The sequence below is a fragment of the Mycobacterium sp. NPDC004974 genome, assembly GCF_053600815.1.
Genome location: NZ_JBSGAQ010000006.1, coordinates 275,333 through 301,077 on the forward strand (window position 1 = coordinate 275,333; position 25,745 = coordinate 301,077).

At 65.5% G+C, this 25,745-nt stretch carries 20 protein-coding genes; 12 read left to right on the forward strand and 8 right to left on the reverse strand.

Annotation, left to right across the window (positions count from 1 at the left end):
- Nucleotides 1–16: 16 nt before the first annotated feature.
- The 5 genes from rpsF (at nt 17) to ACWEFV_RS16815 (ending at nt 5,218) form a co-directional block, all read left to right on the forward strand.
- Nucleotides 17–307 carry a 30S ribosomal protein S6 gene (gene rpsF / locus ACWEFV_RS16795; RefSeq protein WP_135459650.1) on the forward strand — a complete coding sequence of 97 codons (291 nt, stop codon included), beginning with the start codon at nt 17–19 and terminating at the stop codon, nt 305–307.
- Between the two features lie 69 nt (nt 308–376).
- Entirely contained in the window at nt 377–880 is a 504-nt protein-coding gene (locus ACWEFV_RS16800) for a single-stranded DNA-binding protein (RefSeq protein WP_450070987.1), read from the forward strand.
- 35 nt (nt 881–915) lie between these two features.
- Nucleotides 916–1,176: a 30S ribosomal protein S18 gene (gene rpsR, locus ACWEFV_RS16805; RefSeq protein ID WP_135459648.1), complete on the forward strand. Its 261-nt coding sequence runs from the start codon at nt 916–918 to the stop codon at nt 1,174–1,176.
- 11 nt (nt 1,177–1,187) lie between these two features.
- Nucleotides 1,188–1,643, forward strand: a complete 456-nt coding sequence (gene rplI / locus ACWEFV_RS16810) for a 50S ribosomal protein L9 (protein ID WP_044514249.1) — start codon at nt 1,188–1,190, stop codon at nt 1,641–1,643.
- Between the two features lie 500 nt (nt 1,644–2,143).
- Nucleotides 2,144–5,218: a replicative DNA helicase gene (locus ACWEFV_RS16815; RefSeq protein ID WP_450070988.1), complete on the forward strand. Its 3,075-nt coding sequence runs from the start codon at nt 2,144–2,146 to the stop codon at nt 5,216–5,218.
- A gap of 40 nt (nt 5,219–5,258) precedes the next feature.
- Here the strand turns inward: ACWEFV_RS16815 and ACWEFV_RS16820 are convergent, their stop codons facing one another.
- On the reverse strand, nt 5,259–5,852 hold the full coding sequence (locus tag ACWEFV_RS16820; RefSeq protein ID WP_450070989.1) for a sugar O-acetyltransferase: 594 nt from the start codon (nt 5,850–5,852) through the stop codon (nt 5,259–5,261).
- A gap of 168 nt (nt 5,853–6,020) precedes the next feature.
- On the opposite strand from ACWEFV_RS16820, the gene ACWEFV_RS16825 reads away from it, so the two are divergent.
- Together ACWEFV_RS16825 and ACWEFV_RS16830 are read left to right on the forward strand one after the other, a co-directional pair.
- Nucleotides 6,021–7,160, forward strand: a complete 1,140-nt coding sequence (locus ACWEFV_RS16825; RefSeq protein WP_450070990.1) for an FAD-dependent oxidoreductase — start codon at nt 6,021–6,023, stop codon at nt 7,158–7,160.
- A gap of 105 nt (nt 7,161–7,265) precedes the next feature.
- Nucleotides 7,266–8,396, forward strand: coding sequence for an alpha/beta fold hydrolase (locus tag ACWEFV_RS16830; protein ID WP_450070991.1), 1,131 nt, complete (start codon nt 7,266–7,268; stop codon nt 8,394–8,396).
- A 270-nt stretch (nt 8,397–8,666) separates the two neighbouring features.
- On the opposite strand, the gene ACWEFV_RS16835 is transcribed toward ACWEFV_RS16830, so the two are convergent.
- A complete protein-coding gene (locus ACWEFV_RS16835; protein WP_450070992.1) occupies nt 8,667–12,197 on the reverse strand; it encodes an ATP-binding cassette domain-containing protein in 3,531 nt (1,176 codons plus the stop codon).
- Between the two features lie 205 nt (nt 12,198–12,402).
- Between ACWEFV_RS16835 and ACWEFV_RS16840 the strand changes: the two genes are divergently transcribed.
- Together ACWEFV_RS16840 and ACWEFV_RS16845 are read left to right on the forward strand one after the other, a co-directional pair.
- A complete protein-coding gene (locus ACWEFV_RS16840) occupies nt 12,403–13,122 on the forward strand; it encodes a DUF1905 domain-containing protein (protein WP_450070993.1) in 720 nt (239 codons plus the stop codon).
- Nucleotides 13,123–13,407: 285 nt separating this feature from the next.
- Nucleotides 13,408–14,748 (forward strand): alpha/beta fold hydrolase, encoded by a 1,341-nt coding sequence (locus ACWEFV_RS16845; RefSeq protein ID WP_450070994.1) that lies wholly within the window; start codon nt 13,408–13,410, stop codon nt 14,746–14,748.
- A 124-nt stretch (nt 14,749–14,872) separates the two neighbouring features.
- Here the strand turns inward: ACWEFV_RS16845 and ACWEFV_RS16850 are convergent, their stop codons facing one another.
- Entirely contained in the window at nt 14,873–16,231 is a 1,359-nt protein-coding gene (locus ACWEFV_RS16850; RefSeq protein WP_450070995.1) for an NAD(P)/FAD-dependent oxidoreductase, read from the reverse strand.
- A 121-nt stretch (nt 16,232–16,352) separates the two neighbouring features.
- Here ACWEFV_RS16850 and ACWEFV_RS16855 point away from each other — a divergent pair, with 121 nt between their 5' ends.
- Nucleotides 16,353–17,117: an SDR family oxidoreductase gene (locus ACWEFV_RS16855; protein ID WP_450070996.1), complete on the forward strand. Its 765-nt coding sequence runs from the start codon at nt 16,353–16,355 to the stop codon at nt 17,115–17,117.
- Between the two features lie 126 nt (nt 17,118–17,243).
- Nucleotides 17,244–18,269 carry a glycoside hydrolase gene (locus ACWEFV_RS16860; RefSeq protein ID WP_450070997.1) on the forward strand — a complete coding sequence of 342 codons (1,026 nt, stop codon included), beginning with the start codon at nt 17,244–17,246 and terminating at the stop codon, nt 18,267–18,269.
- 6 nt (nt 18,270–18,275) lie between these two features.
- Here the strand turns inward: ACWEFV_RS16860 and ACWEFV_RS16865 are convergent, their stop codons facing one another.
- The gene (locus ACWEFV_RS16865) at nt 18,276–19,199 is read right to left on the reverse strand and encodes a serine hydrolase (RefSeq protein WP_450070998.1); all 924 of its coding nucleotides are present in this window, start codon (nt 19,197–19,199) and stop codon (nt 18,276–18,278) included.
- Nucleotides 19,200–19,367: 168 nt separating this feature from the next.
- Between ACWEFV_RS16865 and ACWEFV_RS16870 the strand changes: the two genes are divergently transcribed.
- Complete coding sequence (locus tag ACWEFV_RS16870) at nt 19,368–20,261, forward strand: hypothetical protein (protein ID WP_450070999.1); 894 nt, start codon at nt 19,368–19,370, stop codon at nt 20,259–20,261.
- Between the two features lie 22 nt (nt 20,262–20,283).
- On the opposite strand, the gene ACWEFV_RS16875 is transcribed toward ACWEFV_RS16870, so the two are convergent.
- From ACWEFV_RS16875 to ACWEFV_RS16890, 4 genes are all read right to left on the reverse strand, one after another.
- Nucleotides 20,284–21,045, reverse strand: coding sequence for a DUF1906 domain-containing protein (locus ACWEFV_RS16875; protein WP_135459639.1), 762 nt, complete (start codon nt 21,043–21,045; stop codon nt 20,284–20,286).
- Nucleotides 21,046–21,173: 128 nt separating this feature from the next.
- Nucleotides 21,174–21,314 carry a hypothetical protein gene (locus ACWEFV_RS16880; protein WP_167858049.1) on the reverse strand — a complete coding sequence of 47 codons (141 nt, stop codon included), beginning with the start codon at nt 21,312–21,314 and terminating at the stop codon, nt 21,174–21,176.
- Between the two features lie 28 nt (nt 21,315–21,342).
- Nucleotides 21,343–23,481, reverse strand: a complete 2,139-nt coding sequence (locus ACWEFV_RS16885) for a DNA gyrase subunit A (protein WP_450071000.1) — start codon at nt 23,479–23,481, stop codon at nt 21,343–21,345.
- Between the two features lie 9 nt (nt 23,482–23,490).
- Entirely contained in the window at nt 23,491–25,524 is a 2,034-nt protein-coding gene (locus ACWEFV_RS16890; protein WP_135459637.1) for a toprim domain-containing protein, read from the reverse strand.
- Nucleotides 25,525–25,745 lie beyond the last annotated feature (221 nt).

The following is a 25,745-nucleotide window of genomic DNA, read 5'->3' on the forward strand; positions in this document are numbered from 1 at the left end:
AGGTGATGGGTTCCTTATGCGTCCATACGAAATCATGGTCATTCTCGACCCGACACTCGACGAGCGCACCGTAGCTCCCTCGCTGGAGGCGTTCCTGAACGTCATCCGCAAGGACGGTGGCAGTGTCGACAAGGTCGATATCTGGGGCCGCCGCCGGCTGGCCTACGAGATCGCCAAGCACGCCGAGGGCATCTACGCCATCGTCGATGTCAAGGCTGAACCGGCCACCGTGTCCGAGCTCGACCGTCAGCTCAACCTGAACGAGTCCGTGCTGCGGACCAAGGTGATGCGGACCGACAAGCACTAAAGGCTGTCAGTCGTCGGCGGGGCTACGTAGGCTTCGCGCAAACGGACATGCCTATCCCAGGAGGATCTCGTGGCTGGTGACACCACCATCACAGTTGTCGGAAACCTGACCGCTGACCCGGAATTGCGTTTCACTCCGTCCGGCGCGGCTGTCGCCAACTTCACCGTTGCCTCTACGCCGAGGATGTTCGATCGGCAGAGCAACGAGTGGAAGGACGGCGAGGCGCTGTTCTTGCGGTGCAACATCTGGCGTGAGGCCGCCGAGAACGTGGCGGAGAGTCTCACCCGGGGTTCGCGGGTGATCGTCACCGGTCGGCTCAAGCAGCGCTCCTTCGAAACCCGTGAGGGTGAGAAGCGCACCGTTGTCGAGGTCGAGGTCGACGAGATCGGTCCGTCCCTGCGCTACGCCACGGCCAAGGTCAACAAGGCCAGCCGTAGTGGCGGTGGTGGCGGCGGCTTCGGCGGTGGCGGTGGCGGTGGCGCTTCGCGCCCTGCCGAGCCCAAGGACGATCCGTGGGGTAGTGCACCGGCGTCAGGCTCCTTCAGCGGGGCCGACGACGAGCCGCCGTTCTGATCAACATCGAAATTTTTGCAAGGAAGAGATAACCAATGGCCAAGACCACTAAGAGGCGGCCGGCACCGGAAAAGCCGGTCAAGACTCGGAAGTGCGTGTTCTGCTCCAAGAAGGGCAAGGGGCAGATCATCGATTACAAGGACACCGCGCTGCTGCGCACCTACATCAGCGAGCGCGGCAAGATCCGTGCCCGTCGGGTGACCGGCAACTGCGTCCAGCACCAGCGCGATGTCGCCATCGCGGTGAAGAATGCCCGCGAGGTGGCTCTGCTGCCGTTCGGCTCGTCGACGCGGTAGGGGATAGACCAATGAAGCTGATTCTCACCGCTGAGGTGGAGCACCTGGGTGTCGCGGGCGACGCCGTCGAGGTCAAGGACGGCTACGGCCGTAACTATCTGCTGCCCCGCGGGCTGGCCATCGTGGCCTCCCGTGGTGCCGAGCGCCAGGCCGACGAGATCCGCCGGGCGCGCGATGCGAAGTCCATCCGTGGCGTCGAGCACGCCAACGAGCTCAAGACCGCGCTGGAGGGTCTGGGCGAGGTGTCGCTGCCGGTTCAGGCCGCTGCCGACACGGGCAAGCTGTTCGGCTCGGTCACCGCTGCGGATGTCGTGGCCGTGATCAAGAAGGCCGGCGGCCCCAACTTGGACAAGCGCACCGTGCAGCTGCCCAAGGCGCACATCAAGTCGGTCGGTACGCATCCGATCACCGTGAAGCTGCACACCGGGGTGGAAGCCAAGGTGTCGCTGAATGTCGTCGCGGAGTAATCCCGTAGCGGAGTAAATCCGCCAGCACTCAATCGCCCGGGTGGGAGCCTGCACAGGTTTCCGCCCGGGCGTTTGCTGTATCTCTGGCGAACCCACAGCGGAAAACTCTGGACAGCGAAGCTCACCGGGTGTTAACCGGCGCGGTTCCTGTGCGCAACACAACACGCCCGGGACGGCAACCCGGCACGACACGCCGAAGAACTTTCCATACACAATCACTGACAGCCTTTGTGGGACCCTGACCTGGGAAAACAACAGATTGTTCTGGAATGATCCACAGGTTCTCCCCAGAGCCTCAACACTGCGACCGAGACCTATCCCCACACCATCCACAGGTTGATCAACAGGGGTGGTTTCGGGCGACGTCAGCAACGTCTACCGTGATGCGTCGCAGCGCTGTCACGAAGCTTTGTCGGAGCCCTGTTTTACAGTTGCAGTACCGATTCGAATAAACGTTCGAGCCCATCGCGAGGTGGGGCTCGGAAGGGGGTGGGGAGTCCGTGGCGGTGGTGGACGACCTGGGGCATCCGGATTCGGAGATGGATGGCCCTCCGCCTGGGGAGGACTTCGGCCGGCAGCCGCCGCAGGACATGGCGGCCGAGCAGGCGGTCCTCGGCGGCATGCTGTTGAGCAAGGATGCGATCGCCGACGTATTGGAGCGGTTGCGTCCCGGTGACTTCTACCGTCCGGCGCACCAGAACGTCTACGACGCGATCCTGGATCTCTACGGCCGGGGTGAACCCGCCGACGCCGTCACCGTCGCCGCCGAACTCGATCGCCGGAGCCTGCTGCGCCGCATCGGTGGCGCCCCGTATCTGCACACCCTGATCTCCACGGTGCCGACCGCTGCCAATGCGGGTTTCTATGCCGGCATCGTCGCCGAGAAGGCCCTGTTGCGCCGGTTGGTGGAGGCGGGCACCCGGGTGGTCCAGTACGGCTACGCCGGGGCCGACGGCGCCGATGTCACCGATGTGGTCGACCGGGCCCAGGCCGAGATCTACGACGTCACCGAACGGCGCGCGTCCGAGGACTTCGTCGCGCTCGAAGACCTGCTGCAGCCCACGATGGACGAGATCGACGCGATCGCCTCGGCGGGCGGGATCTCCAAGGGTGTGCCGACCGGGTTCACCGAATTCGACGAGATCACCAACGGTCTGCACCCCGGGCAGATGATCATCATCGCCGCTCGTCCTGGTGTCGGGAAGGCACTCGCGCTCGATACCCCACTGCCGACCCCCAGTGGCTGGACCACGATGGGTGAGGTTGCGGTAGGTGACTACCTCATCGGCGCTGACGGTGAACCGACGCGCGTTGTCGCAGCCACCGAGGTCATGGTCGGCCGGCCGTGCTTCGAGGTCGAATTCTCCGATGGCACAGTGATTGTCGCCGATGCTCAGCATCAGTGGCCGACGGGCGACGGCGTCCGCACGACGACCCAGCTGCGGCCCGGTCTGCACACCATCGCCGCACCGACCTCTCGTGGCGGCGCTGCAGTGCTGGCGCCGGTGACCCAGGTGGCGGCGGTTCGGCGGCTGCCCAGCGTGCCGGTGCGGTGCGTCGAGGTCGACAACGCCGCCCATCTGTACCTGGCGGGTCCTGCGATGGTGCCGACGCACAACTCCACTCTCGGCCTGGACTTCATGCGGTCCTGCTCGATCAAGCACCGGATGGCCAGCGTCATCTTCTCGCTGGAAATGAGTAAGTCCGAGATCGTCATGCGACTCCTCTCAGCCGAGGCGAAGATCAAGCTGGCCGACATGCGTTCGGGCCGGATGAGCGACGACGACTGGACCAAGCTGGCCCGCCGGATGAGCGAGATCAGCGAGGCGCCGCTCTACATCGACGACTCACCGAACCTGACCATGATGGAGATCCGGGCCAAAGGCCGGCGGCTGGCTCAAAAGGCGGATCTGAAGCTCGTGGTCGTCGACTACATGCAGCTGATGAGCTCAGGCAAGAAGTACGAGTCGCGTCAGCAGGAAGTCTCGGACTTCTCCCGAAGCCTGAAACTGATGGCCAAAGAACTTGAAGTGCCGGTGATCGCGATCAGCCAGCTGAACCGTGGTCCCGAGCAGCGCACCGACAAGCGTCCGCAGGTCTCGGATCTTCGTGAATCGGGCTGTATGACGGCGAGTACCCGAATCCTGCGTGCCGACAACGGCGCCGAGGTGACGTTCGGCGAGCTGATGGCGACGGGCGAGCGCCCGCTCGTGTGGTCGCTCGACGAGCACAAGAACATGGTCGCGCGCCCGATGACCAACGTGTTCCCGAGTGGACGCAAGGAAGTCTTCACTCTGCGCATGGCATCGGGACGCGAAGTGGAGGCCACTGCCAACCACCCGTTCATGACATTGGACGGCTGGGTTCCGTTGGGTGAGTTGGCGGTCGGAGATCGGTTGGCGACGCCGCGGCGGGTGCCCGAGCCGGTGCAGACCGAGCGCATGCACGACTCCGAGGTGATCCTGCTTGCACACATGATCGGTGATGGTTCGTGCGTGAAGCACCAACCGATCCGGTACGCCAGCGTCGACCAGGCGAATCTGCTCGAGGTCGAGATCTCGGCGCTGCACTTCGGAGTGACTGCGGTGCGGGACGAGTACCCGGCTGCACGCGTCACGACGCTGCGGCTGCCGGCGCCCTACCGGTTGACGCATGGCAAGCACAATCCGATCGCCGCGTGGCTGGCCAAGCTCGGGTTGTTCGGCAAGCGCAGCTACGAGAAGTTCGTTCCCAAAGAGGTTTTCGCGCTACCCAACGATCAGGTGGCGTTGTTCCTGCATCACCTGTGGGCGACGGATGGTTCGGTGCGTTGGGATGCGACGGCGCGGCAGGCGCGCATTTACTACGCCACGACAAGCCGGCAGCTCGCCGATGACGTGACGCAGTTGTTGTTGCGGGTCGGTGTGTACGCGCGGATCAAACGCGCAAAGAAGGTCGGTTACCGCGACTGCTGGCATGTGCTCATCTACGGCGGAGACAACCAGCAGCGATTCCTGGCGCATGTCGGTGTGAACGGAGAGCGCGGCGTCAAGGCCCGTGAAGTGCTAGCCCATCTCGAGGGCGCCACGCGCAACCCGAATCTCGATACTGTGCCGAAAGAGGTTTGGCAGCAGGTGAAGTCGGCTCTGGTCCGTGAAGGCATGACGCACCGGCAGTTCGCGGTAGCGATGGGCACGAAGTTCTGCGGCTCGGCTATGTGGAAGCACGCGCCGAGCAGGTCACGGCTGCACCGCGCCGCGGCCTTGCTCAACGATCCTGAACTGCACCACCTGGCACTCAACGATGTGTTCTGGGACGAGATCGTCGAGATCACCAGCATCGGTGAGCACGATGTGTACGACGGAACCGTGCCTGGCACGAGCAACTTTGTGGCACAAGGAATTACAGCTCACAACAGCCTTGAACAGGATGCCGACATGGTCCTGTTGTTGCACCGCCCGGACGCGATCGACCGTGAAGACCCGCGTGGTGGCGAAGCCGACATCATCCTGGGCAAGCACCGTAACGGCCCGACGGCGAATATCACTGTGGCGCACCAGCTTCACTTCTCGCGGTTCACCAATATGGCGCGCTAGGGGAGAGAATTTGTAGGTTCTCACGGAACGTGGCGGAATCTCACGACTGATGGCGGAGCGATGGCGGATCCGCCTCCACAGCGGTACTTCGAATAACCGTCGCCGGTGATCCGGCGGCGACAACGTGATCAGGGATGTCTCGCAACACGACGCTTCCGGCGCCGATCACAGCGTTGCGCCCTATCGAAACTCCTGCACCGACGGTGACAGAAGCGCCAAGCCACGCGTTCTCACCGATGACGATCGGATCTGCTCGCTCCCACCCTTCACGGCGTTGGCGATGGTCATCAACAGGGTGCAACGCGGTCATCAACTGCGCTCCAGGACCAATCCTCGCGTGTGCGCCAATCGTGATGGGCGCATCGTCCATGAAGAACCCGTTGGCGTTGACGAACGCATTCGCTCCGAGCCGGATGTTGTACCCGTAGCTGCATTGGAACCGCGGCACCACCGACGCACCGTCACCGAACTCACCAAGGAGGTCGGTTAGGACCTGGGTCCGAGTCCTGGCATCGTCCGCCGCCGCCAGATTGAAGAAATCGAGCTGGCGCCAGCAGTCGAGACGCCGCTGCTGCAGCTCATCGTCATCGAGATACCACTCACCGCGCGAAAGGCGATCAGCCTGGTGTTCCACGAGCCGATTCTGGCAGATTAGCCGCTCAGGGAGGAGCGACACTGACCCCCATCAGAGTTGACAGCTAACGTCGGGGCGACGAAACCCGCCGGGGCCGAATCAAACCCGAGCCTGAGCGGGCGCGTCGGAATTAGCGCGTCCCGCTCATGCAATGACAGGAAGGCCGTCATGATCCCCACGATCTCCATCATCGGCGCCGGCCTTGGCGGTCTGACACTCGCGCGTGTCCTACACGTTGCGGGCGTTGGCGCGACCGTCTACGAAGCCGAGGACTCTCCGAGTACCCGAACCCAAGGCGGGCAGCTAGATCTGCACGAAGGAACTGGCCAGCGGGCTCTTGAGATGGCTGGGCTCACGAAGCAGTACCACGGCGTCATCCACCGGGGTGGCAGTGCTCGGCGGGTCTATGACACGAGCGGTAACGTGCTGGTCGAGGTTCCCGACGACGGGTCGATGACACGTCCCGAGACGCTGCGCGGCGATATTCGCCGCATCCTGCTGGAATCTTTGCCCCCCGATGCAGTGCAATGGGGCCGGAAGCTTGTGTCAGCGACCGCGATAGGCGCTGGCCGGCATGCGCTCGTGTTTTCCGACGGCTCAACCGTGATCACCGACGTTCTTATCGGCGCCGACGGAACGTGGTCTACCGTGCGCTGTTTGCTTTCCGATGAAAAACCCGTCTACTCGGGGCTGAGCTATGTCGACACCTACATAGTTGATGTGGACCAGGAGCATTCAGCGATCGCCCAGACCGTCGGAGACGGTGCGCTCTACTGCGTCATGCCGGGGAAAGCGCTTCTGGCGCACCGCGAGTCTGGGAATGTGGTGCATACATATGTGATTTTGCACCGACCCGTCGAGTGGTTTGACCAGGTTGACTTCACCGACGGGACCTCTTCCCGCTCCCAGATTGCCGCCGAGTTCGACGGCTGGTCGCCAAAGCTGACGGCGCTCATCGTGGAAGGCGACGGATTGCCCGTTCTGCGCAAGATCTATCAGCTTCCTGACCACCACCGCTGGAACCGCACACTCGGTGTCACGCTTGTTGGCGACGCAGCGCACGCTACTGTCCCTGGCGGCGATGGTGCGAACCTCGCCATGCTTGACGGTGCCGAACTCGGCGAGGCCCTTGCCGCGCACCCAAAAGAGACCGAAGTCGCGTTGGGTAGATACGAACAGATCATGTTTCCGCGTAGTGAGGCGGCAGCGATCGCCGCGCATCAGACCATCGACACCATCTTCGGTACCGGCGCACCGGAAGGGGTGGTCGAGCTGTTCAAGAACGTGCTCGCGCAGCAACGAGCGTGATCCCGGCGGGTACTGGCCCGCTTGACTGTCCCGGTTCTCTAGGAGTGAGACAGACCCCTCCGGCCTTGCCGGGTGACGAGCGTTCAGCACGGCAGACTTGGCCGGGTGGAGTCGGTGACGGTGTCTTGTGGCGATGGGACGCAGCTGCACGTCGGTGTGGTGGGCGACGGGCCGGACGTGGTGGTGTTATCGGGCGGCCCGGGTTGTGTGAATTATCTGGAGTGTGACTACTTGGCCCCAGCCGGCACACGCGCGTGGTTTCCCGAGCCGCGGGGCGTTGGCCGGTCCGGCGGCGGTGCCCATGACCTCGCTCAGGCCGTTGTCGATCTCGAAACGATTAGAGCCACGGTGGGTGTGGATTCCTGGACGGTGCTCGGTCACTCGTTCGGATCGGATCTAGGCATCCGCTACGCACTGGATCACCCCGAGCACGTGAAGTCGGTCGTCGGCATCGCCGGGCACGGGTTACACAAGGATCGCACCTGGTCGGAGAGCTACTCGTCTCGCCGCCACATTGACGATAGCCTGGTCATCGCGTGGGATGCCGCGGTGCACGAATCACTCAACGCGTCGTTCATCGAGTGGATTCACCAGCCGAAGTTGTTCCGGCAGCTGGCCGATACTCGTGTTCCGATGACGTTCGTGGCTGCAGGTGAAGACATTCGGCCCGATTGGCCACTTCGCCAGCTCGCCGCGTTGGTTCCACGGGGACAGTTCCGCAACGTCAACGGGGTCCCGCACAACTTCTGGCACACCCACCCGGAGACATGGAAGGCGACCGTTTCCGACCTGTGCCGGGGCGAGGTGATCGTACGGGCGGCAGATATCGATGAGCTGGGTGTTGTCGATGTGGTGGGGTTGGCCATTGGCGACGACCCGCCGAAGATCCGTGCGGCCGTTGAACGCTACCGGAATGACCCCACGGTCACGCTGCTCATCGCGACGGACCGCGGCATGCCCGTCGGGGCCGTTGGTTACACCGTGGGGAAAACCGCGATCACGCTGCTGCACATCGCGACAATCCAATCCGCGCGGCGCACCGGGCTAGGACGTCGCCTCCTGGCAGAGGTACGCCAGTCTGCCGCTGAGCTACCGCTAGTTGCAGAAACCGACGCTGACGGAGTTGGCTTCTACGCCGCGACCGGCTTTACCATCGCCCCTCTGGGAGAGAAGTATCCCGGCGTGCAGAGATTCCGCGCACGCCTCGAAGAACATTCCGGTCGAGACAAGAACTGATCACTCCCAGATTCATCCCCGAACGGCAGCTGATCGCGGAGATCGACCACCTGCAGAGGGCTGGAGCCTACGCGCCAGAATCAAACGGGCCGAACTACTAGCAGAACTCGTGATACCAGCACCTGCACCCCCAGTAGCAACGCCCGGCGCGCCAGAGGCGCAAAAGCAGCAAACCCAGCAAGTCGTTGACCCGCCCGGAGAAAGCACAACCTAGGCCTGGTCGCCGCCTAGTGGGTTGATGACCTGTGAGCCAGAATTTGGGGTGCTCCGCTATCCCGCGAGATGATCCCATGACTTGGCGAGGTCTGCCCATGGTCCTGTCGCCTTGATTTGGCCGTTGACCAGAATCACTACTCGGTCGGCGTGGGCCAGGGCGGCTCGCTTGGATGTTGCCCCGATGACCGTGGTGCGGTGGGCGCGCAGACTGGCCCACAGCTGCACTTCGGTGGTCGCGTCCAGGGCGCTGGAAATATCGTCGGCGAGAAGGAGTTCCGACTCGGTCGCCAGTGCTCGGGCCAGTGCCAGCCGCTGCGCTTGCCCGCCGGACAGGCGCACGCCGCGATGGCCGATGAGCACATTGATGCCGCCGGCCTCCTCGATATCATCTGCCAGACAGGCCTTGTCGATCGCCTCGTTGATCGCGCGGTCGTGGTCGAGGCGGACGTTGTCGGCGAAACTCCCCGACAGTACCCGCGGTACCTGGGCGACATAGGCGACCTGTTCGGGGCGTAGGAAGACCTGAGCATCGCAAATGGGCTCACCGTTCCAACGGATATCGCCGGTGTGGTCTGCCAGTCCGCAAAGTGCCGCCAGCAAGCTGGATTTGCCGGATCCGATCTGGCCGAGCAGCAGTACCAACTCGCCGGCTTCGATCGTCAGGTCGACGCCGGTGACACCGCGGGTCCCGTCGTCGTGGATCGCTGAGACTCCGGAAAGTTCTAGGCGCTGCAACGGGATTCGGAAAGGCTCAGCTGGAGGCCGGGCGGTACCGACGACCAGGTCGATGCCCGGTGGGATGTCCATCAGATCGGTGCCGCCGGCGAAGCGGGTCGTCGCCTGTTGCCATGCCCGCGTCCCGGGTGCCTCGGTGACCGCGGCGGCGACGACACTGCCGAAGTAGTCAAATCCTAAAACCGCACCCGAAACTAGGAGCGCGGAAGCCAGGCTCCAGCCGCCGAGCAGGTACACCGTCCAGGCGGCAAGGACGCCTAGTTGCACGGTGACCACCGGCACCAGGGCCAGGATTGATCCCACCCGGTGCTCACGTACGGCAGCGTCAACACGCCCGCTGTCGACGCGGGTGAGGTGTGCGTGTACGTCGTCGGTGGCTGCGGCGAGCTTGATGGTGCGCACGCACTCCAATGTCGCGACTAGGGCTGTGCCGAATGCGGCTCGCGACGCCGAGGCCGCTGCGGCGGACCGGCCGGCGATCGAGCGGCCGGCCACCGATGTGACGGCGGCGGCGATCATCACGGCCAGCAGGATGGCGCCGGCAATGATGGTTCCGCTGAGCAGCGAGGTGATGATCACGATCAGCACGGCGCTGATGACCTCGTTCCAGCGGTCTGCGTAGCGAAGGAATCGGTCGGCATCCAGCAGCCGGGCCACCACTTCGCCCGGTGGTGTGCGGGGTAGTCGATGCTGCTGAGTTTGGGCAGCGAGCACGGCCATCCGGATCCGTAGCACGCACGCGCTCCACCACGGTGAGTAGCAGCGGACCGCCCAGGCCAACAGGAAGGGCTGCGCCACGATGGTGATTCCGGTGGCGAGCGTGAGCAGGACCGGCGTGTTGCCGCTATTCAGGGTTTGGATGACGTGGCCCCAGAGGTAGCCGGTAACGGCGTTGGCGGAGTTGCCGACCAGCCATGTCAGCAGGAACAGCACACTGCCGAACAGTCCCCAGCGCGGGTGCATCATTACCGCCCGCGCGATGCCGCGAGCCAGGCTCGGCCCGGAGCCCACGTCGGCCTGTGTGACCGGGCTGCCTGGGCGGCGGGCGCCGCCGACGGCCGTGTCATCCTCACTGGCCGCCGGCGGTGGTTCGACTGAGTCCGTCTCGGCCCCGGATGCATCGAGCAGCCGCCGGAACGGGCCCGGTCGCAACTCCAGTTCCGACGGTGTGCCCTGATCGAAGATGCGGCCGTGGTCGAGAACCACGATCTGATCGGCCCGGGCGACGGTCGAAAGCCGGTGCGCGATCACAATTCCGGTGCGCCGAGCAAGCAGACGGCCGGCGGCCCGCACCATGCGTGTCTCCGAGAGAGGATCCATCCGCGCGGTCGCCTCGTCCAAGATGACTACGCGAACATCTCGGACCAGCAGCCGCGTGAACGCGACGAGTTGCTCCTCCCCTGCCGACAATGTCGTGCCGCCCGGCCCCAATTTCGTGTCCAGGCCGTGGGGCAGGCTGTGCACCCAGTCCGTGAGGTCCAGTTCGGTGATCGCCGCTTCCACGCGTGAACGGGGAAGGTCGGCGAACAGCGCAATGTTGTCGGCCAAGGTTCCGGCCATGATCTCGGTGCGCTGGGTCACCACCCCGACCGCAGAACGCAGACCGTGTAGGTCCAGATCGCAGATGTCTGTCCCGCCGAAGTACAACGTGCCGGGTTTCGGCTCGACCGCGCGCGACACCAGCGATGCGAGCGTTGATTTGCCTGAGCCGGTGCGCCCGACGATGCCGCAGGTGGTGCCGGCGTCGATGCGAAGCTGGATGTCATTGAGTGCGAAAGTGCCTTCTGCGTAGGCAAAGTCCAGGTTGTCGAACACGATGTCTATGGGCCCGTCCGGAACGGACTCACCGCCGACAGGTTCGGATTCGACGGCCAGAAACTGCCGCAGCCGGATGACCGCGCCCATGCTGGCCTGCAGGTCGGGCAGTTGTCGAGCGAGCCCGGCGATCTCGCCGACCAGTGTTGCACTCACCAGGACCAGGGTCACTAACTCAGCAACACCCAAGCGACTGTGGCTTACCAGCGCGACACCGGCCAGCAGGACACCAGCCAGTAGTGCCTGCAATAGGCCGCCGGCACGAATGGTGATCCGGGACTCCACCGCCACGGCCGCGCGGAACCTCCGTTGGATGATGCCCGACAGCTCCGCCGCGCGCCGCAGGACGTAGGCCTGGCCCAGGCTGGTGCGCAGGTCATCTCGCGCTGCGATGGCCTCTTCGACCACGGCAGCGTGCTCGGTCCAGGCAGCCTCCTCCTCGACTTTTCGGTCCTTCAACTCCTGCAGGAGCGGGCGGACGATCAGCACCGTGAGCGGGGCTACCACCGGGAAAATGATCCACGCCGGCCACCACGTCAGGCCCGCAACGATCCACATGGGCACCGTGTAGGTCAAGGTGCGCAACGCATCCCAGGCCTGGTGGCGGGCAAGCCCTCCGACGGCTGCAGCGTCGTCATCAACGCGATCGATGATCTCGCCGACGGCCTGCTCGGACAGCACCGCCAGTGGCTGGCGCAACGCGGCAGTCAGAAGGTCTGCGCGTAGCCTGCCTTCAGCACGATCAGCCATCGCCGCCCAGACAGTCCGACCTGCGGAGTCGACAACGGCGCTGCAGAGCAGACAACCGGCCAGAAGAGCGACCGTCGACCACAACGGATTCGCGGCGAGTTGACCACTGACAACGGTGCTCAACGCCGCAAGGACGGCGCCCAAAACCATCGCAGTCAGGGCTACCCCTGCAGCCCCGCGGCCCGCCCCCACGAGGCGCCGCCAGTCGACCGTCCGGTCAAGATCATCGACGGCGCCTGGCGTGCGCCCCGACGCGTGCTCCTGCACCAACGAATCAGAGGTCATCGTTTCGGCACAGTCATCGTGCAGGCCGCAGATACAAGTAATGCCAGACTGCATTCCATTTTTCGCCCCCCGCGACGCGGGTGACTCTACCGGCGGCCGAAAGCGAACAGCATCTGAATTTCGCAGCGACGTGTTCGACCGCTCCGCCAGAATGGGCTCCCGCGGTTTCGCGCACGCCGAAATGCAGTGGTCTTAGTGTGGGACCGTGGACTGGGAGTTTGAGACCGAGGTATTCCAGTGGCGCGGCCCCGCACCGTATTTCTTCGTCGCCACACCCGCCCATATCAATGAGTTCTTGCACGTTCACTCCGGCGAATTGACCTACGGTTGGGGAGTCATCCCCGCGCAGGTGAGCATCAATGACACCGAGGTCACCACATCACTGATCCCCAAGGACGGCGTGTACCTGGTCCCGCTGAAGATCGCCCTGCGCCGCCCCGAAGGCATCGACGACGGCGATCGCGTACGGGTGCGGCTGCAAGTCAGCCTGCACAACAGCGGTGAACTTTCTGAAGGTACGGGGATGTCCACATTCGTCATCGATGCACCGGTGGCCATCAAACTCGCCACCGATAACGCCGTTATCCCCCAGCAGCACAGCTTGACCGCACCCACGCTGCTGCGCTCGCAGGTACTGGCGCTGGTGTATGAAGCGGTGCGCCGCAATGAGATAGACGAACGCGCTGGACGAAAAGTTATCGACGATATCCGTGGTTTGCGGATCCGGTTCCTCAGCGACCGCTCACTGGAGGACCACTCGTGGCGGCTCGCCAGCAAAATGAACTGGCCGGACATACACCAAGTCGAGTACATCGCGCTGACCCAACTGCAGGCCGACGCGCTGGTCACCGTGGATACCGAACTGGCCGCCGCGGCGCGCGCATTCGTCAAAACCGCCTCCGTCGCAGACATCTTGCTGCTGTAGCCAAGACACTCGGGCTCGATGTTGAGTTCGACCCAGCGCCAACCTGAGCGATGATCGGCACCAGGGACGACGGTTTGTGGCGGCGAACCCGCGCAACGTAGTCAGCGTCGCTGACGAAGTGCCCACCCAGCCCAACCATCTGCCGTAGCTCCGCTGGCAGTTGGATGGCTGTCCAGACCGGAGCACGCCCGCGACCGGCTCCGTACCCAGACGACTCGGTGGCGAAATTCAGGGGGTTTCCCCGATGTCCCGGCTACCTCGACCTCGCTATGGTGAGCCTCCTGCGTGGGTATCAACCGGGTGCGGCGAGGAATGGTGAACGCGGTGCGGCAGCGTTGGCGACGGGTGTTCGTCGGAGTGTTGGTCATGTTGGCCGGTGTTGTCGTCGCGGCAGCGGCAGGGGTCGCGGCAACGCTGGGGATGGCCGCGCTGATCACCACACCAGGAGTGTTTCTGGTCGTTGGGTTGGCCGTCTTCGCCGCCGTGGTATTCGGCACTGCTATCGCCGGATTCCGCATCGTGCGGGCCGCACACCCGCTCGCCGGTGCGACGGGGACGGCAGTGGCGGTCACCCTGTTGACGCTGGTGGGGGCGAGTATGACTGTGCTACAACCGTTCCCGGTGCAGAGTGCCGCTCCAGTGCCGGCGGACGTTCGGTTCTGGGAACTGTCCACCGGCACCCGGGCCGCCTTTGTTCACGCGCCCGCGGCGACCGGTTCGCCACATCGGGCCGCGCCGGTGATCTTCCTGCACGGCGGTCCAGGTACACCGGGTGAGGGCATCCCCACCGGAGGAGCCGAACTCGCCGCAGACGGGTTCGACGTGTACGCGTACGACCAACTCGGCGCGGGCCGGTCGAACCGGTTGGCCGACGTGACCGGGTACACGGTGGAGCGTCAGGTCGCGGACCTCGAGGCGATCCGTCGCACCATCGGGGCCGAACAGCTCATCCTCGTCGGTCGGTCGTGGGGAGGCTCCCTTGCCGCGCAATACCTGGCCGCGCATCCCGACCGGGTCGCGAAGGCGGTGTTTGTGGCCCCGGGCGCGATCTGGGGCGGCGGATATGCCGAGAGGGACGTCGGCGAACCCTGGGACGACATGACGACGGATCAGCAGTCGCGTTACGACGAGCTGACCAGCAGCCCGCGGATGTTTGCGCAGGCGCTGCTGATGGCGGTCAACGCGAATGCCGCCCACGCGCTGGTGCCCGATTCGGAGGCCGACTCGTGGATGCACGCCGTCGCTCTGGCCGGCCGCGACGCCACTTCATGCACTCACACGGTGACCGCGCCGCCACACGAGAACCCCCAGGGTTTCTACGTCAATCAGCTCACCAAAGCCGATTTCGACAAGATCCCGGATCCACGACCGCAACTGCGCAACGTCGAGGTTCGTTCACTCGTCATCGCCCCGCAATGCGACTTCATCCGCTGGGCCGTCACCCGCGAGTACCGCGACGTGCTGCCCCGCTCCACGCTCGTCTACTTCCCCGACGCCGGGCACGCCGTTCCGTTCGACCAGCCGGCGGCGTATATCCGTTTGCTCCGCGCGTTCGTCCTCGACGAACCGTTGCCACTGCCCGCATACACGGCGCCCGAGCCGCCCCCCGGACGCTGGACCCGTTGACGCGGAACCCACTTCGACGTCACCGGGACCGGTGTCAACAGCTGAGATTCTCCGAGACCCACCGCGACGGCAACGACACGAACGGGGTGTTGCGATGTGGCGTGTCAAGCATGGGTTTTCGTCCTCAAGCACGCGCTGACGAGGGCAAAGCCTTGCGGAGGTGGTAGGCGGCGATGCGGGCGAGTACACGGGGTTCGAGGAGACGCTGCGGTGGATCGACCATGTTCACGATCCGGACGAGTCGCTCGGTGATGACGATGTCGTTGGCGGCTTCCAACGTCTTGCGGAGAATCCACTGGACAGCACGCCGGCGGACCTTGTCCTTCACACCGCGGTCGGAGCTGTGCCCGGGAGGCTGATTGCCGGCCCATACGGGGGCGATCATCTGCGTCAGTGACTGGTAGAACCGTTGCGGATCAACGCTTCTGCGCTCACGGAGACGGGTGCGCAGCATTTGGGCGTGTCGCGCCGCCATGGTGATCCCTTGCCCGTGGATGGGGTCCAGGCAGCAGAGAGCGTCGCCAATGACGAGCAGGCCGTCGGGGTGCTGGGCGCAGCGGTCATAGCGGTGCCAAGTGCCACCGGGGTAGCGGTAGACCTCGACATCTGACAGCGGCACGGCCTGGCGCAATGCCGGATGGATGTGCGATGGCACGAACTTCTCGGCGAGGGCGAGCATGTCGGCCAACGTTGTGGGTGGTGCCGGGTGCTCGTCTGCGTGCGTTGCGATAGTCAACGTCCAGGTGCCGTGTTCGCCGGCGGCCAGGCCACCGCGGCCGACGCTGCCGGGCGGGACGACCAGGACAAGCCGTTCAGGGAAGGCGTCCTGATCGGGGATGGCGATCTGTTGGCTGTAGTACACGCCGCGCACCGTGAACGACCGCTGCGGTGGCCGGTCGTAGCCGAGCGTCTCCAACAGCAGGGGTGTGCGGGTCGCCCGCCCGGTGGCGTCGATGACCAAGTCGGCGTCGAGCGTCTGCGTCGCGCCTGTCCGCCGGTCGCTGATGGTGACACCGGTGATGCGATCCGGTTCACCCGCGACGAGTTCGCCGATATCGTGACCATCTTTGATGACGACGTTGGGAAGGGCGGCGACCCTACGGCGCAGGGCACATTCCAATAGAGGTCGTGTCACCAGGTAGGTGGCGAGGGCGGCTGGATCTGCCACTGGGTCGGTGCGGTTGAAGGCGTACGGGCCGTTCTGGATGTGCATGCGCGCACCCAGGCGGGCGTCGGCGAGAACGTGGCCGCCGGCGGTGATCACGTCATCGATCAGTCCCGGGACCAGCGTCTCGATGGTGTGCCAGCCCCGGGACAGCAGGCTGTGGAGGTGAGGTCCCTGCGGTATGCCGCGGCGCTGAGAAGGGTTGTCCGGCAGGCGGTCTCGTTCGACGACTGTCACGTCGTGACCGGTGTCGGCGAGCGCAGCCGCAGCCAGCAGGCCGGCGATACCCGCGCCGAGAACAACAGAGTGGTCAGCCATGTCGCGCACGCCTCCCCTGCGTGTCGAACTGAGTGATGGGGTTGACGCTAACACGAAATTAAGAAAAATAAGATTAAAATAAGCAAAGTCTAAGGTTCGGGGTAGGTACGAGGAGGGCTCGGTGAACCGACGAGGTGCAGGATTGGACGCGGGCGATGAGGTTGCGAACCGGGTCGCGCTGATCACGGGGGCCTCCCGCGGAATCGGCGCCGAGGTGGCCCGAATACTCGGTGCGGCAGGCCTGCATGTCCTGGTCAACTACCGCGAGAAAGCCGCGCGGGCCAACACTGTGGTCGACGCCATTCGGATGGCCGGGGGACACGCGTCGGCGGCCGGTGCCGACGTTTCCGACGAAACCGCAGTCAAGGCGCTCCTGGCTGATGTCGGTGAGCGATTCGGCACGCTCGATGTGTTGGTACTCAACGCCTCCGGCGGTCTGGAGCGCGGAGCTGACCCGGGATACGCCATGCGCCTCAACCGCGATGCGCAACTGCGTCTGGCCACGCTGGCCCTTCCGTTGATGCCGGCGGGGGCGCGGATTGTCTTCGTCACCAGTCATCAAGCGCACTTCTACCCGGCCAAACCGGTGCCCGAAGGCTACGAACCCATCGCGCAAAGCAAACGTGCCGGCGAGGACGCGCTGCTCGCAGCGAAACCTGCTCTGGCCGAACGCGGGATTGCGCTCAAGGTCGTGTCCGGCGACATGATCGACGGGACCATCATCGTCCGGTTGCTGCAACGGCGCGACCCCGCCGCCGTCGACGCCCGCCGCAACCAGGCGGTACTTCCGACCGTCGATGAGTTCGCCGCCGCAATCGCCCGAGCGGCGTTGGATTCCGACCATCACGACATGACCTATGTCGGCGGTGCGGACTACCTGATCTGACCAACTCGGCTCTGGGCTGCCTGACGTCGCGCGGGTAGACATCGCCGGTGCCAGTTCGTAGCCTGTCCGGGACATACGTAGCCGGACCACGATCGGTCCCCGCAGCGAAGGACCGTGACAATCCGAATGACCGGGGTTCGCCATTCACTTCGGCGAGCGGCGTACGGTTCGGTAGCCGCGGTACTGGCGTTGGCGTTGGCGATGTCGATGGGCGACGTGAACGCGGACCCCGCGGCCGACGCGATGTCCACGCTCAACGAGTTGTCGCGGCAGGCGGTGCAGACCCGCGAGGCCGTCACAACGGCCCAACGCGACGCCGATGCCAGGCTGGCCGCCCAGACTGCGGCCGAAGATCGCCACCGCGCAGACATGCAGGCCCTCGAGGTCGCCAACGCCCAGCTACAGCCCCATCAGGCGGCTGCCAACCGGGTGGCGGCCATGACGTACATGAGCGGTGGCACCGGTCAAATGGCGGCGGTGCTCACCGCTGGCTCACCCCAACAGCTGATCGGCCACCTGTCACTACGGCGGGTGGTGGCCACCGAGGCGACCGAACAGATGAAGGCCTTTCAAGCAGGACGTGAGCGCGCCGCCGCCGCTGTCCGGGCCTCTGAGGCGTCGGCCGCCGAGGCCCGCGCCGCAGCCGAGCGGTCTGCCGCGGTGCGTACAGACCTGCAGGCGAAATGGGGTGAACTGCAGCGTCAGATCGCCGCCGCGGAGGCGCAGTACGCGGCGTTGACTCCAGGTCAGCGGGCGGTGATCGACAACGCGGCCGCGGCCCCGCCCGTCGATCTCCCGGAGTCGTTACCTGTCGGCGTCGCGTCTGAGGCCGGGTTACAGGCCAACACCATCGTGGCTGCGCGGGCTGTCAGCGCGAGGTTTCCCCAGATCGCCGACATCGATGGGGTGCGGCCGGACTCGAAGCCCTGGCATCCCAGCGGTCTGGCGATCGACATCATGATTCCCAATCCCAGCAGCCCCGAGGGCATCGCGCTCGGAGACGAGATCCTCGCGTTCGCGATGAGTAACGCGGCCCGATTCGGGTTACAGGATGTGATCTGGCGGGGCACCTATTACACGCCATCCGGCCCACAGGCATCGGGTTACGGCCACTACGACCACGTGCACATCACCACGACGCCTCGCCACTAACCGGCGTTAGACGTGCCCGCCGGGGAACATCGTCTTGACGGCCTGAGTGACGGTGTCGCGAGCGTCGGAGGCGTCACCGGGTTCCAGGGAGCTGATCACCATCACGTAGCGGCGTTCGGGTCCGATCGTGCCGGTGGACACGTGTAGCTGGTTGGCGCCGCTCCAGCAGCAGAACCAGCCCTGCTTGACCGCGACCGGCTCGGCGTAGAGCCCGTCCGGGATGCCGAAGCGCTGCGGGTAACCGTCGGTTCCCATCGGTGTGGATTGCGCGAGGTTGGTCATGATCACGTCGGCCTGTTCGGGGGGCAGCCCGCCGCTGCCGTCCAACAGCATGTCGTAGTAACGGACCAGGTCGCTTGCGGTGCTCTGCGTGACGTCCCAGTGTCCGTTGTACGGCGCGGTGGTGCCCTTCAACCCGTACCGCGCCACGATGCGTGAGATGACGGCGTTTCCTCCGCTGCGGTCCCAGAATGTCTGGGCCGCGCTGTCGTCGGAGGAGCGCAGCATGATGTCGAGCGACTTGCGGTCGGCAGCAGTCAGTTTCGTCTCGCCCTTCGATTCCTGCAGCAGCAGGTCGTCGGCGATGAACAGCTTCACCACCGAGGCGATCGGGAAGGGTTGGTTGGCGCCGTTGGAGATGACCCGGCCGGAGTTGCGGTCCAGCACGACGATCTCGACGTCGGCCCCGGACTTGGACGCGTCGGCGGTGGCTTGACGGGTGCGGGCCTCGAGCCCGTCGAATGGCGTGGTGGGCTGGGCATCGAGCTCGTCCAGTGGCGCCAACGGGGGCTGCGGGGCGATAGCCGGTGCCTGGGGGACGCTGTGAGCTGATGGCATGCCCCAGACCTGTGCCGCACAACCATTGACGAGCATCGCCACGCTGGCGATTGCCATGCTCGTCATAGCCGGCTTCGACAGCCGCCTCCGCATAAGTCCTCCAAATGATTCAGAACCTGGGCAGCTGGAATGGACTCTGCGCCCGCCGGTCGCCCCAGCCTAATCGGCCACCCAGACGATCGGCGACCTGAGTCGAGGCTGGGAAGAGGGAGACGGCGTGGAAAGCACCTCCCCGGGATGAGCCAGCCTAGGATCCGAGCCGTGGGGATGGAAAAGGTGACACTGCGTCCGCGAACAGGATTCGTCTTCGGAGTGGTCGCCACGGTCGTGGGCAGCGTCCTGATGGCATGTTCGCCGGGATCTGCGCCGACCGCACTGGTGGCGGACGTGCCGTTGCAGTCGGGTGAGCAGACCACGCTTCCGTTCAGTTCCTTTGACTACCGGGAGATGGGCGTCGACGCGAAGAACGTCCTGTACCTGGGTGGTACCGGCGGGTTCGCGACGTTGACCCCGGGGGCGGCCCGGCCGACCCCGATGAAGCCCAGCGGCAATCCCCCCGTGTCGACGTTCGGGGTGGCACCGGACAGCCGGTTGTCGTTCGTCACTCTCGGTGGTGTCGTCGAGACGATCGCACCTGGGGCCACCACCTCGGAACCGCTGCCTTTCGACAAGCTCACAAAGTACGGCCAGATGGCAGTCGGCAAGGATGGATCGGTCTACGTGACCGACAACCAGAGCAACAAGCTGTTGAAGCTCGCTCCCGGTGCGACCGCCCCGACGGAGCTGCCCGTCGACATCGGAAATGGCTTGGGGCACTTGGTGATCGATGCCGACGACAATCTGTACTCAGCCAAGGACGGCAAGATTGTGAAGGTCGCGAAGAACGCGAAGAAGGCCGAGCCGATTGCCGGGGTGACGGACAACGTGGCCGGCCTGGCGGTGGACGCAGCGGGCAATCTCTATGCCACCGACCGGCAGGCCGGCACGGTGTCCCGGATGCCGGCTCGCGGAGGTGACTGGGTCCAACTCCCGTTCAAGGGCCTTCAGCGCCCATCGGCCATCACTGTCGACGGCGACGGCAACGTCTATGTCATGAATATGAACGTCCGCGAGACGGATACGAGAGACACCATCGTCAGGCTCGCCGCCAAGTAGCCCCGGTGCCCACCTTTCGATCTCACGGGTGGAAGTTCCACTGCCCGCAATCCTGGGCCAGCACGTCGTTGACGTCGACTTCGAGCCCGCCGACCACCGGGCCGGGATTCGACGCTGTGCTCACTACGCGCTGGTAAAGAACTGCGGCAGGGTAGACCTGACCGCCGGACCAAGAGCGGGTCTGCCACGCCCACACGTGACCGGGCGATTGCGACTTGCCGATAACGCCATCGGCTGCAGCCCACTGGCACGGCCTGATACCCGCGTAGATCCCGGTGCGCTGCACCCCGATCACTGAGTTGATTCCGCGGAACCATGGCAGTGCGACGGCGTTCCAGGTGTTGCGGTCGATGTCGTCGTCGACGCTGAAGAAGATCGGTGCGCTCTGTCCACCCCCTGCCGCGGTGTGCAATTGCCAGGCGGTGCGCGCATCGGCGACGCCGCCCGCGTACCCGCGGGTGAAGTCCGACGGCGCGGTCCCGCCGGGCTTGCCGTATTGGTAGTTGCTGACGATCACCAGACCGGCGGCGGTCAGCTCTCGGGCATAGGGCAGGGTGATCGGCTTGGCGCCCATGGAGGAGCCGGGCCGCGATGTCGAGACGTAGTTGATCACTCCGGAGTGACCTGCGGCCCGGATATCGCGGGCCGGAATCTGGCGCATGGCGAAGTCGATCAGTGTGGGTGCGGCCGCCGACGCCGTGGGCATGCCTGCTGATGCCACGCCGAGCCCGGCCAGCGAGGCCGCGGTGGCGTAGCGCAAGGCGTCACGCCGGGAAACCTGCACCGCGTGATGTTAACAAAGTGACTGCTGTGACTTGTGTTGCCTCACGCGCCGGTGTCAGTTCGATGCCGCACTGTTATCCAGCTGGTGCTGTGTCCGTTCTGGCTCCCGGGACCGTCACGACAACAAGGTCACGACAACACGAAGACCACCGCCGCGAGCAGCACCGCGGCAGCGACGAATGCCACCGCGCCCGCTGTCCAACGGTTGTTCTTGACCCAGATCCGTACCGACGGCACTGTGATGTAGATGTGTGGTTCCGCGCTGACCATGCAGCCCCCTCATGCCGTTGTCGCCAGGCTACGGCGCCGGTGTCACGTCCGTCCCGGCACCCTTGACCGAAGCCTTGGCCCGATTCTCGGCCCGGACGCCCCTCTTGCCCCGCACGAACCCGGTCGCGGAGATCGCCGCCGACAGCAGTGCGTCCTCACCGTTGACGAACGGGTGGAACCCGACACCGGCACCACCGCGGCCCTTGACCGGGATATCGGCGACTTCGGTGACTTTCCAACCCTTTTCGGAGATCGACAGGATGGCCTCGCCGTTCGCGCAGGAAATCGGCAGCGCCGCGATCACCTCGTCGCCATCACCGGCCAGCTTCACCCCGGCCACACCGTTGCCGGCCGCACCCTGAGGATTCACGGCGGCGGGGTCGATGCGCAGGATCTTCCCGCGCCGCGTCACCAGCGCCAGGTGGTAGCCGTCGGCCAGCACACCCGACCGCAGCAGCCCGGTGATATCCGGGGCCACCGGGATATCGCGGATCTTGAACGGCAGGCCGTTGCCGGTGGTGAACTTGACGCGCCCGTCGGTCCACACCGCCCAGCCCAGACCCGAGGTGAGCAGGTCGCCGTGGCTGTCGGAGAACACCCCGCGATCGTCCAGGCGCCACGCGGCATTGACCTTCCGCTCGCGGGGACCGTCTTCATCGGCGCTGGACGCGACGGGTGTGGCATCGAAGTCCAGGACCGTGCGACGGTCGAACTCGGGCCCTTTGAACAGTTTTGCGGTCTCCACGAGCTCCTTGTCGATCACCTTCCGGCGCGCATCGGGATCGGCCACCAGCTCGGTGAGCTGGGCGAACTCGGCATCCAGCTTGTCGGCTTCGGCCTGCAGCTCGATGACGTCGAGTTTGGTCAGTCGTCGAAGCTGCAGTGCCAGAACATAATTGGCCTGCTCTTCATCGATCTGGAACCGCTCCTGCAACCCCTGTCGAGCGTCGTCGACGGTGTCGGAACCTCGGATCACCGCCACGGCAGCGTCGATGTCGAGGTGGATCTTCATCAGGCCGGCCACCAGATGACGTCGTGCGGTGACCTTCTCCAGCCGATACTCGCTGCGGTGCAGCACCACCGAGTCACGTAGATGCAGGAATGCGCCGATCAGGTCCCGCACCGACCACCAGCGCGGTACCCGGTCCTCGTCGAGCGCGACCAGGCTGGCGGCGAATGTCGACTCCAGTGGGGTCAAGGCGAGCAGCTGGTCGCGGATCGTCTCGGCACTGTGTCCGCGCTTGGCGGTGACCACGATGCGCAGCCCGTTGCGGCGGTCGGTCAGATCGGACATGTCGGCCACCCCCGACATCTCGCCGGACTCGACCAGGGCCCGGATCCGGTCTTGCACAGTGTTACTCGCGACACCGGGCGGCAGCTCGGTGATGATGCAGTTCTTTCCGTCGACAGAAATCGTGCCGCGCACCGTGAACGCGCCCTTGCCGGTGGTGATGTACTCCCGTAGCCCGCTGGCGCCGACGACGGTGGCGCCGCATCCCCAGTCGGGGCCGGGAATGAGCTTCATCAACGTGTCGTCGGTGGTGTTCGGCCTGGCCAGCAACGCTCGGCAGGCCGCCATGATCTCCCGCGGATTGTGTGCGGGCACCTTGGTGGCCCAGCCCTCGGCGATGCCGACGGCGCCGTTGCAGAGCAGCACGGGCCATTGGGCCGGCAGCATTGTCGGCTCGACCCATTCACCGTCAAACGTCTGGACCATCGGAACGGCGTGATCGTCGAGTTCGGCGGTCAGTGCCGCACCGGGCGCCGACAGCCGCATCTCGGTGTAACGGTCCGCAGCGGGTATGTCGCCCTGGATACGGGGGAACGCGCCTTGTCCGTCAATGACTTTCACCCGCTGGAACTCGGCGGCCATCAGCGCCGCGGCGCCGTACATCGACGCCCCGCCGTGGGGGTGCAGGTTGCCGGTGACCGCCGAGCAGATCTTCGACGATTTCTGCGGCTTGTTTCCGGGCAGCAGTTTCGACTCGTGCATCTGGTAGAGCAGACGCCGCTGACCGGGCTTGAGCCCGTCGAATGCGGACGGGATGGCGCGGTCGCTGACGCTGTAGAGCGCGAAGGTCAGCTGATAGTGGTTCCAGTAGTCATCGGCGCTCTGGTCGAGCACCAGGTCGGCGTTCTGCTCAGGAACGTCCAGGGTGGCGGTCACGTCGTGCTCCTAGGTCAAGTCCAGCGTGGAGGTGTCGACGCGGGAGGCGATATCGGCCATCCACGTGCGCCGGCCCTCGGGTGGCCCGCCGAACAAGGTGTGGTGCAGCTTCTTCTCACCATCGTCGAGATGAACCCGAATCACGGTGCGGCGCTGCGGATCCAGCACGGTATTCCAGAAGTCGTCGGCGTCCATCTCGCCGAGGCCCTTGTTGCGTTGCACCTCGACCTTGCGTTTGGAGGTGGCCTTCAACTGGGCCACGGCAGCGTCACGCTCTGATTCGTCCTGACAGTAGATCCGCTCGGTAGCGTCCTTGACCACGAACAGCGGCGGCAGCGTCACATACACCATGCCGGCCTCGACGAGTGGGCGGTAGAAGTCCAGGAACATCGAGATCAGGCTGGAGTTGATGTTGCCGCCGTCGGGGTCTGCGTCGGAAGCGAACAAGATCCGGTCGTAGCGGCACAGCTCGGGGTCGCAGTGATCACGCACTCCGCAGCCCAGGATGCGTTCGATCGAATCGAACTCGTCTTTGGCCCGTGCCTTGCTCAGAGCGAAGCCGTACACGTTGGGCGGCTTGCCTTTCAGTGGGAAGGCGGCCTGGAATGTGGCGTCGCGCGCCGCTTTGATGGTGCCCAGTGCGGAATCGCCCTCACAGAGGAACAACTCGGCACCCGACCCGCGGCCCGATTCCCGGCTGGGCAGCAGCTTCGGTGGTAACGACAGATTCGTGCCCAGCCCTTTGGCTTTCGATGCCGCACGGGACCGGGCTTTGGCGCCCTCGGCGCTGCGCCGCGCGCGGGCGGCCTCCAGCGCGAGCTTCGTCCACAGGGAGACGGTGTCGCCGTTGGCGGGGTTGGCTGCCCAGATGGTGACGCTGCGCGCGACATCCGGGGCCATCGCTACGTTCAGCGACCGCGACGACACCGCGGTCTTGGCTTGGGAATCCCACGCCACGTCGGGAGCGCGGGTGTCGACCGCCAGGGCGGTGACCGCGGCGAAATCCTGTGCCTCCGGACCGTCTTCGCCTTTGGCCAGACCGAGGTCGCGGATTCGGGACGCGCGGTCGGCCAGGGCTTCGGAGAGCCCCTTCACCGCCGCCGTCAGGTGCGATCCGCCGTTCGGGGTGCGCACGGTGTTGCAGAACGCGGCCACGGTCGCCGGTTCGGCCGGGCCCGCGGTCAACGACCAGCGGAACGGGGTCGGGCCGCGTCCGGTGGTGTACTCGCCGCGGCCCTCCACGACGGCGCGGACGTCGGGCAGCGGACTGCCGGCGGCGGTGCACATGAGGTCCAGCAGGGTTTCGGTGCCCCACGGGCCGCTGAACGGCTCGAGCAACGCGGGCGGAACTTCCTCGCCGGGCCAGCCGTCGTCGACGACCGTCAGGTGCACCCCGGGCGACATCCGCGCCGCGGCGTGCGCCCGCAGCAGTACCTCACCGATGTCCACGCTGGAATCCGGCACCACGGTCGGGTCGAAGAGGATGCGCACAGTGGTGCCGTGTGCATCGGGCTTGCGGTTGCCGGAGCCGCGCAGTTTCTGCGTGTCGGCGCGGGTGAACTCCGCGTCGGGGTCAAAGTCCTTGCCGTCGAACACCCCGGGGTAGCCGTGGCCGAAACTCTGCAGGTAGGTCTTTCCGGCCCGGCGCACCGTCACGTCGGTGCGCGCCGAGATGAACACCGCTGCGGCGGCGCCGATCCCGTTCAGGCCGGCCCCCGTGCTGGCCGCGTCGGCGTGGGCGGAGAACTTGCCGCCGGCCCGCGCGGTGCCCAGTGTCTTGACGATGCCGTTCTTCCCGGTCACCGGGTCGGAGTCGACAGGCAGGCCGCGGCCGTCGTCGGCGACGCTGACCGATCCGTCGGCGTGCAAGGTGATCGTCACGGTGGATCCGCCGTGGCTGGGATCGGCGACCTCTTCGACCGCGTTGTCCACGAGCTCGCGCAGTGCGGTGTTGAGCACGTCGAGGCCCAGGTTCACCGCCGGCCGCAGGCGTGTGTGCTGGACATCGTCGAGTTCGGTGATGTCTGCGGCGTTGTAACTCACTGCTGGTCCTTTCCACCAGAGTCGCTGGCAGAGCGATCGGGCCTGGTCGCGGGGGGCTCACCCCGGCATGCGGGCTTTCTGCGATCGTCATCGTCGACAAGGTGTGCCGCAGGAATGGTAAGCGGGCATACCGACATCGCCGTGCATCCCTCCCGTTGTCCGTGGTGTGGCGAGATCCGCATCACTCCGGGGTCAGACCCGGAGTCTGTGAATTCGCGGCC

Excerpts from the sequence above, each read along its gene's own strand:
- rpsF (WP_135459650.1), top strand. The coding sequence starts at position 17 with ATGCGTCCATACGAAATCATGGTCATTCTCGACCCGACACTCGACGAG.
- rpsR (WP_135459648.1), top strand. The coding sequence starts at position 916 with ATGGCCAAGACCACTAAGAGGCGGCCGGCACCGGAAAAGCCGGTCAAG.
- rplI (WP_044514249.1), top strand. The coding sequence starts at position 1,188 with ATGAAGCTGATTCTCACCGCTGAGGTGGAGCACCTGGGTGTCGCGGGC.
- ACWEFV_RS16825 (WP_450070990.1), top strand. The coding sequence starts at position 6,021 with ATGATCCCCACGATCTCCATCATCGGCGCCGGCCTTGGCGGTCTGACA.
- ACWEFV_RS16835 (WP_450070992.1), bottom strand. The coding sequence starts at position 12,197 with ATGACCTCTGATTCGTTGGTGCAGGAGCACGCGTCGGGGCGCACGCCA.
- ACWEFV_RS16850 (WP_450070995.1), bottom strand. The coding sequence starts at position 16,231 with ATGGCTGACCACTCTGTTGTTCTCGGCGCGGGTATCGCCGGCCTGCTG.
- ACWEFV_RS16860 (WP_450070997.1), top strand. The coding sequence starts at position 17,244 with ATGACCGGGGTTCGCCATTCACTTCGGCGAGCGGCGTACGGTTCGGTA.
- ACWEFV_RS16865 (WP_450070998.1), bottom strand. The coding sequence starts at position 19,199 with ATGCGGAGGCGGCTGTCGAAGCCGGCTATGACGAGCATGGCAATCGCC.
- ACWEFV_RS16880 (WP_167858049.1), bottom strand. The coding sequence starts at position 21,314 with ATGGTCAGCGCGGAACCACACATCTACATCACAGTGCCGTCGGTACGG.